Below are 12379 nucleotides of genomic sequence, written 5' to 3'. Positions count from 1 at the left end.
AACTACTTGCTTAGTTTTTTTCTAATAGCTGGAAGGAACTAGTGAATAAGCCATGGTGGGATTGAAGCCGTTGGTAGTAGCGTTTTACCCCTTCTTCCAAAGAGGTGAAGGGTTGAGTATAACCAATATCTCGGAGAGCTTGCAGGTTAGCCTGGGTAAACGTCTGATATTTCCCTTTCAAGTGGTCAGGAAAGGGAATGAATTCAATTTTGGTTTCTTTATCTTCCAACGACTGAATGATATGAGCGATATTGAGAAAACTGCGAGCTTCACCCGTACCACAGTTAAACACTCCCGATTGAGCCTGTTGAAAAAAATGAAGGTTAACTCGTACTACATCTTCTACAAAGATAAAGTCTCGCCGAAAGTCTTCGCTGCCCTCGAACAAGCGCATTTTTCCACCCTCCTGTAGCTGATTGTAAAAATGAAAAACTACGGATGCCATATTACCTTTGTGATTTTCTTGGTAGCCGTATACATTAAAGTAGCGTAGCCCGACCACCGGAGAGCTCACCGCATTCGCTTTTAAATAGCGAAGCACGTACTGATCGAACATAAACTTAGAAAAGGCATATACATTAAGTGGGTACTCACTTTTCCGCTCTTCAGCAAAGCCATTATCACCGTTGCCATATACTGAGGCACTGGAAGCATAATAAAACGGAATTTGGCGATCAACGCAGTGATGAAGCAGTGCTTTAGAAAATTGATAGTTATTCCGCATCATATACTCGCCATCCGTTTCAGTAGTAGAGGAACACGCCCCTTGGTGGAAAATTGCGGTAATATTCTGAAGGAAAGGCAGAGCGGCCAGAAAATCCTTCTTATCTAAGAAATCAGCGATGAATAGTCCGTTCAAGTTCAAGTGCTTCTGAGCATTAGCCAGATTGTCAATCACCAGAATATCTTCGTGCCCCAATTCGTTGAGTCCCTTTATAAGATTGCTTCCGATAAATCCAGCTCCGCCCGTTACAATAATCATAGCTTAGGTAGTTTAATAAACCCAAAAATAGCTTCTGTTTTATAACAAAACTAACCCCAATTGAAAATTGACTCTGGGTAAGTTCCGGGGTTGACAGGGGATAATTAATAGTGAACCAAAGGTATATGAATTAGCTTATATTTTTAGTAACTTTTAACTTTTGTTAACAACCGTAGAATACGTAGTAGTAATGATCACACCGCAACGCTTGGCCTACCTCCTGTTCAGCACTACTATCATCTCCTTATTGAGTTGCCAGTCAGGTAATACACTAAGTGAAGAGGAAGCCGAACTACTTTTTGCCCACGAGGTGTACCCAATCTTGCAAGAAAAGTGCTTTGCCTGCCACGGTGATAAGCCTAGTGACATTGAAGGTGACTTTAACATTCATACGCTGGAGGGTGCACTAGCTGGAGGGGAATCGGGTGAAGTGGCACTTACGCCCGGCGATGCTAAGAATAGCTTAATATACGAAGCAGTAACCTGGAAAAATAGCGACTACGAAATGCCGCCCAAGGAAAATGACCGCCTAACCGATGCTCAGGTAGATTTGGTGAAAAATTGGATTGATGCCGGTGCTCCTTGGCCCAACGATGAACGCCGCACCTATTTAGTAGAAAATACTGAGTGGACGTATTCTGATGGCATGAAAGTGAAGACCAGCGAGGCACTATCCGCTACTTGGCAAAATAGGCGGTACCAACCCGAAGACCTTTGGGGGTTTCAACCAGTACAAGATTACGAAGTACCCGAAGAATATATGACTGAATCGAGTCATCCGGTAGATGCCTTTGTTCAGCGCAAACTAGCGAAAAAAGAGATTTCAGCCGCTTCAGCAACCAACAAGCAAACACTCATTCGCCGGGCTACCTTCGACCTGATCGGACTTCCCCCTACTCCCGAAGAAGTAGATGCTTTTATTAACGATTCATCCCCCGATGCTTACGAAAAACTGCTTGATCGTCTGTTGGCTTCTCCGCACTACGGCGAACGCTGGGGCCGCCACTGGCTAGACATTGTTCGCTACGCCGATACCGACGGCTACTCCAATGATTTCGAACGACCCAACGCCTGGCGCTACCGCGACTACGTAATTCGCTCGTTCAATGACGACAAGCCCTACAGCCAATTCATCCGGGAGCAGATCGCGGGCGATGAAATTGACCCAACCAATTCAGAAATGTTGGTTGCGGTAGGGTACCTGCGGATGGGACCTTGGGAACATACGGCAATGAGCGTAGCTTCCGAAACCCGGCAGTTGTTCTTAGATGATGTAACTAATAGCATAGGCGAAACTTTTATGGCCATTCCGCTACGTTGTGCTAGTTGCCACGATCATAAGTTTGACCCGATTCCTACCCGCGACTACTACCGTATTCAGGCTAGCTTTGCTCCGGTACAATTTGCCGAACGAGAAGCCTCTTATTTACCCTCCGAGAATAAAGCAGGATTTGAGACTGGTAACGCTCGACTGAAGCGACTGATTCTTGAGGCGGAACAAGCTCAAAAAGCTATTAACGAAAAAGAAGAAAATGCGGCTCGTCGTTGGATGAACCAACAGGGACTTAAGTATTTACCCCGAAACCAAAGGAAGAAGTTACCTGAAAATCAGCAGCCACCTCGTTTTTACGGATTAACTGACCATGACTTGGGGTATCGCAAAGTTCTGCAAAAACGGCTTCAGGTGCTTCGCCACCAGATGAAACGCTACGATCCTTTAGCCTACTCGGTTTATAATGGGGCCGTAGTTGACAACCCTCATAGTGGCCGCCGGATGGAAGTCCCCGATAGTATTAGTTCGGATATTCAATCGACCTTTATCCTCAGTGGTGGATCGGTGCATGCTCCCGACCAAGAAGTTACGCCAGGGGTGCTAAGTGCTATTCGTACATTTACTGAATCAGTAGAATCCCCTATTCAAGATTCTATTCCTGATACCCGCGATGGTCGCCGAATTGCGCTGGCCAATTGGTTAGCGAGTGCCGATAATCCGTTAACGACTCGCGCCGTTGTAAACCGCATCTGGCAGCACCACTTTGGGCAGGGCTTAGCGGGTAACGCGAATAATTTTGGGGTCATGGGTAAAAAACCAACGCATCCGGAGTTGCTGGACTGGCTCACTACCTATTTTATTGACCACGGCTGGTCATTCAAAGAAATGCACCGTTTGATTATGACTTCCGAAACTTACCAGCGGTCCAGTAACCATCCGGATACTAAGCGAGTAAACGAAGTTGATCCTAATAATCACTATTTGTCTTACTACTCGCCGCGTCGCTTAGCGGCGGAAGAACTGCGCGATGCCATGCTAGCGGTTTCCGGAGAGCTAAATACTGAAATGGGTGGCTTGCCCATTAAACCAGAAATCAACCGAGAGGTAGCTATGCAGCCGCGGCATATTATGGGTTCTATTGCTCCAGCCTACCAGCCATCGCGCACTCCGCAGGAACGCAATCGCCGGACTATTTACACGTACCACTACCGGGGTTTACCCAACCCCATGCTGGAGGTATTTAATCAGCCTAATTCCGATCTGTCCTGCGAAGCAAGAATCGCTTCTACGGTTACACCTCAGGTGTTTACGCTATTCAACGGGCAAAATAGCTACAACCGGGCGTTGGCAATGGCTCATCAATTGGAAGAAAAGAACCAATCGTTAGAGAATCAAATTGAGCAAGCGATCAGTCTTGCCTGGAACCGCCCAGCCGAACCCAAGGAAGTGCAAACCTCGGCCGATTTTGTACAGAAGATGGTCAAGTATCACCAAGAAAATGAACCCATTAATCCAGAATATCCGGTGGAAGTTGAACGAACGATGTTTGAAGAAATGACGGGTTCAGCATTTTCTTATACTGAGCGGTTGGATATGTACGAAGACTACGTAGCCGATATCGCCCCTTCTGAAGTTGCCCCCGAGACTCGAGCTTTGGCTGATTTGTGCCGGGTGCTGTTCAATGCCAACGAATTTGTTTACGTTTACTAATCGGTTAACTATGTGTATAAATTTTCGTATTATTGTGTATGCGAACAAATATCGAGATAGACGACGAATTAATGGCTACTGCGATGAAGGCGATGAAGGCTCGAACAAAACGTGAGGTTGTGGAAGAAGGATTGCGCCTTGTAGCCGAACGAGCGGCTCGTAAGCGGATCATGCTTAAGAAAGGGAAAGTCGAGTTATGGGAGGACTACACGGGTTAAAGTATGTTGATCGACACTTCAGCTTGGTTAGACTATCTATTTTTTAGAAAAGATGATCGGCTCGAGGCTTTCATGGATAACTATTTAGCTTATTCCGCTAATACCATTTCTATTGTACCGATCATTTACCAGGAAGTGTTACAGGGGATGCGATACGAAAAAGACTATCGTCAGTTCCAGTCAGATTTTCAATTCTTTCAGTTTCATTATTATTCCGACCAAGAAAAAGCTGCTCTACGAGCGGCTACCTTGTACCGGAAGTGCCGAAAAAAAGGAGTAACAGTTCGCAAGCCTAATGATTGCATGATTGCCCTATTCGCGCTAGATTTAAAATTACCAATCTTAGCCATTGATCGGGATTTTGCAGAAATAGCGAAAGTGCATCCTCTGCAACTGGTTACCTATTAAATAGTAAGCAATTTCATGTATACTACAATGGTGAATGATGGCAAAAAGATATAATAAAATAAGCTCTCTGAGCCATATCCAACGACTGCTCAACCAGCAAGCCGCCACTACGCTTAATCGGCGGGATTTCCTTTACGGTTTGGGCTCCAGCGTAGGTGCCGTAGCCCTGAGCAGTTTGTTAGGCAGTTCTGCTTTAGCTAAGAGTAAGTCAGGCGGACCATTGGCACCTAGGCAACCTATGCTTCCGGCGAAAGCCAAGAACTGCATCTTTCTGATGATGGAAGGTGGACCGAGCCACATTGATACCTTTGACCCGAAGCCAAAGTTACACGATCTACATATGCAGAAGTTCACCCGGCAGGGCGAGAATCTGTCGGCAATGTCATCTGGTAACCGCTACTTTGTAGAAAGTCCGTTCAAAACTCGTAAGGTAGGGCAGTCGGGAGCGGATATGAGTGAACACTTCGTGCATCTGGCGGATGTAGCCGATGAGATTTGCTTCTACCGAGGGGCTCAGGCCGAATCGGTTAATCATCCCACGGCGATGTACCATATTAATACCGGGAATAAATTCGGGGGTGAACCAGGTATTGGAGCGTGGGTTACTTACGGCCTGGGTACGGAGAATGAGAACCTGCCCGCCTTTATCGTGCTACCCGAAGTAGCCTATCCACAGGGCGGAGCTTCTAACTGGTCGAACGGATTTCTTCCGGCTTACTACCAGGGTACTCCGCTACGGTCGGTAGGCTCCCCTATTCTGGATATCGAACCACCACCCGGAGTGAGCCGTTACCACCAGCGAGAAAGCCTGGATTTGCTCAACACATTTAATGATTCACATGCTCAGCAACACTCAGCCCACGATGAACTAGCTGCCCGCATGGAAAGCTACGAGTTAGCCTTTCGGATGCAAATGGAGGTACCCGATATTATTGAGATTGAAAAAGAAGACGAAAAAACCAAAGAACTCTACGGCGTGGGCGAAGAAACAACTGATGCTTTCGGCCGAAAATGCCTACTGGCTAGGCGGCTGATTGAACAAGGAGTGCGCTTCGTACAGGTTTACTCCGGTGGCTGGGATTCGCACGACTATCTGGCTCGCGCCCACGGCAGCCTGATTAGAAGCATCGACAAACCAGTAGCCGGACTGATTAAAGATTTAAAGCGCCGGGGGATGCTGGATGAAACCCTTATTGTTTGGTGCGGTGAGTTTGGACGTAGCCCTGATAATGGAGTGCGCAGCGGAGGAGTGGCCTACGGGCGCGACCACAATCCGAACGCGATGGCCATGTGGTTTGCTGGCGGCGGTGTAAAAGCGGGTCATACTATTGGAGCTACCGACGAAACCGGTGAAAGTGCCATTGACGTAGTTCACCCCCTTCAGGATGTACACGTCACGCTACTCCGACTGCTGGGGCTAGACGATAACAAGCTTACTTACTTTCACGGGGGGCGCTACAAGCAGCTTTCTCAAACAGGCGGGAAGGTCATCCAAGAGCTGTTTGCTTAGCTATTTCGATTTCACATTTTTTAGCACAACCTTTTTTAGTGTTTTATCAGCATTTCTTCGTCCAGCTTTTACCATGATAGATACTGCTGAATGACTAATCTTAACTAGGCTTACTATCTGTCTACGCAATCTGCTCTAATACATAACTTCGTAACCAGTTTCTATTAAACTACTAATTACCTATCCTACCCGCCAATAAGTGCAATGTATTAAGATTAATGCAAGCGTGTCCTCTACAATAAATATTGGAAGTATAGCTACCTTCCCTAACGATTCACTTTTAGCACTATCTTTGTCTATTATCGCTTATTCATGAATCTGAACTGGTCTATTACTTTCTCCCGCCCTGCTTTAGGGACATACATTCAAGCGACTGCTATCATTTTGTTTCTAGGTAATGCTGGATGCCAGAGTGTTCGAAGTGCACTGAAAGCCATGCAGGATCAGCAGTGGGAGAAGGCTCAAGCTACCCTAGAGGGGCAGTTAGCTGATCCGAAGGACAGCCTACACGCTGATACCTACTACGTATATTCCCTTCTTTACTCTAATTCACTGTTCACTAACTACTCCGTTGATTCAGCTTATCAATATATGCTACGAGCGAGCAAAGATTACCGAATCACCCCCATAAAAGAAAAAGAAAAGCTGGCACGTGCCCTTCCCCTAACCGATTCACTGCTACTCCGGCAAAAGCGACGGCTAGATAGCTTGGGGTTCGCAGAAGCGAACGCAGAATCAACGGTAACAGCGTACCAGTCATTTTTAGAACAGCACTCTGACGCACCCCAACGAGAGGAGGCTGTTCGCTTAAGAAATCAGTTAGCCTTTGTGGCAACCCAGCAGTTAGATACCTACCAGGCTTACCAAGAATTTATGAAGACCTACCCGGAGGCCGAGCAATACAGTCAGGCAGAAGAGCGGTTTAACACGCTGGCATTTCAGGCCCAAACTAAAACTGGAAACTTAGCAAGTTACTATCAGTTTTTAGAAGCTTTTCCTCAGTCGCCGTATCGGCCACAGGCAGAACAATCCGTATTTTCTATCACTACGGCTGGTAATGATTTGGCCAGCTACGCTAATTTCGCGCGCAATTTTCCGCAGAGTAAACTCACCCAAAAAGCCGTTAATTGGTTGTATCATCTGCATCGGGAGACCCATTCAGCCGATTCTTTTTTTATTGCGTTTCCGGATTTACCTTTTTTGGATTCGCTGAAGCAAGCTGAGAAAATCGCTTCAAAACTTCTGCTTCCCTACCTAAATAATGAGTTTGGATTTATTGATACACTAGGGCAGACCGTGATTGCTCCCCGTTTTGCTTCGGTACCGTCGGCATATTTATGTAACGGAGTGCAGACTCCTATTATTTTGGGAGTAAGTGATAGTATGCTACACCTGCTTACTAAAGATGGTAAAGTTCTTCTTTCACTGGAAACAGAAGATGATATTGAGGCGGTACACGAATTGGGTAGTGGACTTCTTTGGATGAAAATGGGCGATTCGGGACTTCTATTTCATGCTTCGGGCGAAGTTGTAATCCCTTACTCAGAAAACACAACTGAGGTAGAATTGCTACCCGGTACTAATTTGCCTCACCAGTTCATTAAATACCAAGTTTCTGGCCAATGGGGACTGAAAACGCTAACAGGTACCATACTGCTATCGCCTGCTTATGATGATATTACTGAATACGGGGAGTTTGTTGTATTAGAAAAAGGAGGAAAGTTAGCAGTTACTAACCGGACTACTTTAATTGAGCAAGCAGAAGATCCAATCTTTAGTGCGGAATTTAGATACGAAGACGTAGCCCTGCTTGACCAAAACTATCTATTAGCCTACGATGGTGAATACGAAATGGTGCTAGATACTTTGCTGGCTGAAGTAGTACCGCTGAAAAAGCATACTGTATTACACCGAACATCAATAAGTAATAAAGACGCTTTTCTACTACGAACCAGCGAAGAAAAAGCAAGAGTAGTAAATGATAGTTTAATTGCTGAACGGACTTTTACTTATTCGCTTCACCCCCCTGGAAGTTCTGGTCTACCCAATACGTTTTCTCAAGCTTATTACAATGATCAGTGGTTAGCCTTAAAGCATAATCAGCAGTATTGGCTCCTTAGTAGGGATTCGGCACAATTTTCATCGGAAACCTACGATTCGGTTAAGATACTAAGTGACCAGTTTGCTTTCACCTTTCCCAAAGAGAGCAAACCCACAGATAGTATTACGCTACTGATTGCTAACCATCAGACCGTCTTAATTCCACCTTCTGTCGCCAATAGTGGGGAGGTTACATTCCGCTTGTTACGCACTCAAGGAGTTTCTACTACTGGTTCGATTGAAGAATCGATCGTGATTAGTCAGCCCAAAAAGCCAACATTGCTGCTTACTCAACGAGGGGACACCGTTTTATCGGCTGATATTGATAGAGTTTTGGCTTACCCCGAAGGAATATACGTTATCGAGCAAAAAGGCAAGCAGGGTGTTATTGATCAGAAAGGTAATGAACTAGTACCAACTCGCTACCAGCGAATTGGTAATTATCAGCCAGAAGGATTACTTAGCCTATTCAATCAGAAAAAGTTTGGAGTTTATCACCCGCGCACAGGAGTAATCATTGAACCAACTTACGAAAGTATACTGAAGTACTACTCAGTAGTCATTCAAGACTCTATTCCTACCCCGCTTTATGTCGCTCAAAGAGATGGGAAATTTGGTATCGTTGATCCCGAAAAGCAGCTTCTGCTTCCCTTCGCGTTTCAAGCAGTCCGCTACTGGAACGACTCATCAGCTTTAGTTCAATACGAAGATCAATGGCATATTTACGCATTAGCTGAATCTCCGCAACCCCGATTATCTTTTGATGAGCAAGCGATACAATACAGTGACATTACCGAATTTTCGGAACTGCCAACTACTTCTTCGGAGAAACTACTGAAAATCTACAAAAAAGGAGGTTACGGAATCCTGAGTAATCAGCGGGGAGAAATACTACCAGCTAGTTTCGATGACATTCGTCTGCTAGCTCATTCTCAAACACAAGAACCCGTTTATTTAACGGAGAAATATGTAGCCGAAGCCAAGCTACATATTCTTATCTACATGAATGCCCAAGGAGATATAATTTTTCGAAAGGCTTACGAACCTGATGCTTACAATAGGATTTACTGCGAAGAGTAGTTGAATAACTATTTGTATACCTCTATTTCGTCTTCTTTTATTCGCCTCAAAAAAGATTGCATATCTTTCTTCACTAGCGGAACTAGTATATAACAACCTATTATATTGGGAAGCGACATAGCGAATAACATTCCGTCCCCAAAACCGATCAAAGGCTCTAGGCTCACCGAAGCTCCAATAACAATAAAGCCGCAGAATATCACTTTGTAAGCAATAACGGAAACTGGTGAATCACCAAAAATATACGTCCAGGCTTTTACTCCGTAGTAAGACCAAGAAATCATGGTAGAGAATGCGAAAAGAAGTACCGCTATAGCTAATACGTAAGGAAACCAACTGATAACCGTAGCAAAAGCATCCGATGTTAAAGATATCCCATCGGTTTCTCCTTCGTATAATCCAGATATCACAATAACTAGTGCGGTCATAGTACATACCACCACCGTATCAACAAAAGGCTCTAGTGAAGCTACAAAACCTTCGGTAACTGGTTCGCTAGTTTTTACAGCTGAGTGGGCAATTGCCGCTGAACCTACTCCCGCTTCATTTGAAAAGGTTGCCCGTTGCATTCCAACAATCAATGTACCAATGAGTCCGCCTGCCATAGCATTGCCACCTATCGCTCCCTCTACAATTCTAGCAAAAGCTTCAGGTACTTGTCCAATATTTACAATAATTACGGCAATGGCAGAAATTAAGTAAATACCACACATAAACGGAACAATCTTCTCGGTAACTCGGGCAATACTTTGAATACCTCCAATAATGACTATTCCAACTAGTACGGCAACGATCAAACCAAACGCCCAAGTTTGCTGCCCAAGAAAGGTATCTTCACCACCCGTAATCCCAATGACTTGCTCCGCAGCTTGATTAATTTGGAACATGTTACCGCCAGCAAAAGACGCCCCGATAGTCATAACGGCGAAGAAACCTGCTAGGAAGATTCCCAACCGTCCCATACCTTTTTGCGCTAAACCTTTACGTAAGTAATACATTGCTCCCCCGGAAACTGTACCATCGGCATGCTCGTCCCGGAACCTAACCCCTAAGGCGCATTCTACGAATTTGGACGACATACTAAATAAACCAAAAATAATCATCCAAAAAGTTGCCCCTGGCCCTCCCATAGAAATAGCTACGGCAACTCCGGCAATATTTCCTAAGCCAACAGTACCAGAAAGTGCTGTTGCTAGTGCCTGAAAATGGGTTACTTCACCTGGATCATCTGCTTTGGTATACTTACCTTTTACAATATCAATCGCCGTTTTAAACCCTCGGATATTGATGAAATTGAGATAAAAAGTAAAGAACACCGCCCCTATAATCAACCAGAGTAGAATAAATGGCACCTCTACCCCTTGGATAGTAAGAAGAGGATAAAAGATGATAGATGTAGCGAAATTCGATATGGGTGTAAATATAGAGTCAATTGTCTCATCAATACTTCTTTCTTCTACTGCCTGTCCAAAAGAGGATAACTGAGTTAGCAATAGGCAGGTGGTGAGTAGTAAGGTTTTACGCATTAGGCACTTTGATTTCAATAAAAACAAAGCGGAAATATACGCAATCTCCCCTATTTTCCGATAAAACTACCGTATTAATCAAAACAGCAATACTACCAATTAATATTTTATCGCTCTAAGGGTTACTTTTTTATGTTGGCTAATACTAATATATGACGATAAAATAAAATAAAATTAATGTTAAATATTACTTGGATATGACATATACCTTTTTTACTTTGGATATAAATTAGTAATTATTCAAAGAAAAATTAATATTATAAATTACTATTAAGCGAGAATCATATTAATTAATACAGTTAAGCTTATTTAACTAATAGATATACTTAGTAACAGGTAGAAAATTTGTCATTTGGTTTTATTGCCATCAAAACATCCCTATCTGACTGATATTCTACAGAGTATACTAAAGTAACTTCATTAAGAATTTAAGTTAACAAGCAAATTTGAAGTATTATTTACCATCATATATAGATGATTGACTAACACTAATAGGTATTGGAAAAGTATTTTGACGAGTTAGTCACTCAAAGTACACTGACAAAACAAAACGCTATTGTTCACTATATAATTATACAAGCCATGAAAAGCTATGTTATCCGCTTAGACAAAGGGATGTATCCCCCTCATGTAAACTTTCTTAAAGAAGAATTAGGTTTCCAGGAATTGGTAAAGATTGAGAAGAAAAATAAAAGGTTGGTCAGTAAGAAGCTTACTGTACTTGAATGCTTTTCTTTTATAATCTTCCTGCTTCAAAATATTCAGCAGATTCGTAATACCAAGACTATTGTCAGTATAGGTTGGTCATCTCTCTTTCTTAAATTGTTAATAAAGCTCAAGATTATTCGCTGCCAACAGTTTTTTTGGTTGGGCTTTCTTATTCACAACCATCGCTTCTTCTCTATACTAAAGCAGATTATGGCTTGGACAGCCATTAAGGAAGAATATTATATCGTTAATTCTGAAGCAGATCGCCCGATCTACCACCGATATCTAGCTATTCCCAACCGTAAATTGATAACATTACCCTACGGAGATTTTTCCTATGCCAAGAAAGAAAATCAGGAAATTGAAGCTCAGGTAGGTTCTTACTATTTCGCTGGTGGGTTTACTAACCGTGACTATGCTTCTTTAATTAGTGCTTTCCAGGGATTAAACCAGAAATTAGTAATTGTAGGTTCCCGTTTGAATAAAGACTTACAGACAACACTACCGCCAAATGTACAAGTGCTTTGTGATATACCTAAAAAGCAATTCAACATTTTGGTCAAAAATGCTAAAGCCTGTATTTTACCGCTTAAAGAAGAAACGGGCGCTTCAGGTCAAATGGTGCTGTCAAACTATATGAAACAAGGAAAGGCAATTGTTGTACCTCATATGCAAATTACTCACGAATACTTAGAAGAGGGTACTTCAGCACTTTTCTATAGTAATGCTAAAAAAGATATTCCTTCCATTATCCGCTACTTAGATCAAGATGAAGATAAAATTGTAGAACTAGGTGTGGCCGCAAACGCACAATACAATCGCAATTTAGGTGGCGATACTCTTAAGAATAGGTTGTGCGAAATA

At 43.4% G+C, this 12379-nt stretch carries 8 protein-coding genes; 6 read left to right on the top strand and 2 right to left on the bottom strand.

What is annotated here, in order from left to right:
• Nucleotides 1-10: 10 nt before the first annotated feature.
• Complete coding sequence (rfaD, locus tag WBA23_RS01075) at nucleotides 11-982, bottom strand: ADP-glyceromanno-heptose 6-epimerase (RefSeq protein ID WP_424580380.1); 972 nt, start codon at nucleotides 980-982, stop codon at nucleotides 11-13.
• A gap of 160 nt (nucleotides 983-1142) precedes the next feature.
• Here rfaD and WBA23_RS01070 point away from each other — a divergent pair, with 160 nt between their 5' ends.
• The 5 genes from WBA23_RS01070 (at nucleotide 1143) to WBA23_RS01050 (ending at nucleotide 9281) form a co-directional block, all read left to right on the top strand.
• Entirely contained in the window at nucleotides 1143-3965 is a 2823-nt protein-coding gene (locus WBA23_RS01070; protein ID WP_424580379.1) for a PSD1 and planctomycete cytochrome C domain-containing protein, read from the top strand.
• Between the two features lie 38 nt (nucleotides 3966-4003).
• Nucleotides 4004-4183: a type II toxin-antitoxin system VapB family antitoxin gene (locus WBA23_RS01065; RefSeq protein WP_424580378.1), complete on the top strand. Its 180-nt coding sequence runs from the start codon at nucleotides 4004-4006 to the stop codon at nucleotides 4181-4183.
• 3 nt (nucleotides 4184-4186) lie between these two features.
• On the top strand, nucleotides 4187-4591 hold the full coding sequence (gene vapC, locus WBA23_RS01060) for a type II toxin-antitoxin system VapC family toxin (RefSeq protein ID WP_424580377.1): 405 nt from the start codon (nucleotides 4187-4189) through the stop codon (nucleotides 4589-4591).
• A gap of 34 nt (nucleotides 4592-4625) precedes the next feature.
• Nucleotides 4626-6101, top strand: a complete 1476-nt coding sequence (locus WBA23_RS01055) for a DUF1501 domain-containing protein (RefSeq protein ID WP_424580376.1) — start codon at nucleotides 4626-4628, stop codon at nucleotides 6099-6101.
• Nucleotides 6102-6413: 312 nt separating this feature from the next.
• On the top strand, nucleotides 6414-9281 hold the full coding sequence (locus WBA23_RS01050) for a WG repeat-containing protein (protein WP_424580375.1): 2868 nt from the start codon (nucleotides 6414-6416) through the stop codon (nucleotides 9279-9281).
• 8 nt (nucleotides 9282-9289) lie between these two features.
• Here WBA23_RS01050 and WBA23_RS01045 read toward each other — a convergent pair whose 3' ends face one another.
• On the bottom strand, nucleotides 9290-10807 hold the full coding sequence (locus WBA23_RS01045) for an alanine/glycine:cation symporter family protein (RefSeq protein WP_424580374.1): 1518 nt from the start codon (nucleotides 10805-10807) through the stop codon (nucleotides 9290-9292).
• A 498-nt stretch (nucleotides 10808-11305) separates the two neighbouring features.
• On the opposite strand from WBA23_RS01045, the gene WBA23_RS01040 reads away from it, so the two are divergent.
• A partial coding sequence (locus WBA23_RS01040) for a hypothetical protein (protein ID WP_424580373.1) occupies nucleotides 11306-12379 on the top strand: 1074 nt, incomplete at its 3' end.

The organism is Tunicatimonas sp. (assembly GCF_049647865.1).
GTDB lineage: Bacteria > Bacteroidota > Bacteroidia > Cytophagales > Cyclobacteriaceae > Tunicatimonas.
Note: the sequence above shows the minus strand (reverse complement) of the source record. Positions and strands in the feature narration are given on the sequence as shown.

Coding starts and splice junctions, on each gene's coding strand:
- WBA23_RS01045 (WP_424580374.1), bottom strand. CDS start 10,807: ATGCGTAAAACCTTACTACTCACCACCTGCCTATTGCTAACTCAGTTA.
- WBA23_RS01065 (WP_424580378.1), top strand. CDS start 4,004: ATGCGAACAAATATCGAGATAGACGACGAATTAATGGCTACTGCGATG.
- WBA23_RS01055 (WP_424580376.1), top strand. CDS start 4,626: ATGATGGCAAAAAGATATAATAAAATAAGCTCTCTGAGCCATATCCAA.
- WBA23_RS01050 (WP_424580375.1), top strand. CDS start 6,414: ATGAATCTGAACTGGTCTATTACTTTCTCCCGCCCTGCTTTAGGGACA.
- vapC (WP_424580377.1), top strand. CDS start 4,187: ATGTTGATCGACACTTCAGCTTGGTTAGACTATCTATTTTTTAGAAAA.
- rfaD (WP_424580380.1), bottom strand. CDS start 982: ATGATTATTGTAACGGGCGGAGCTGGATTTATCGGAAGCAATCTTATA.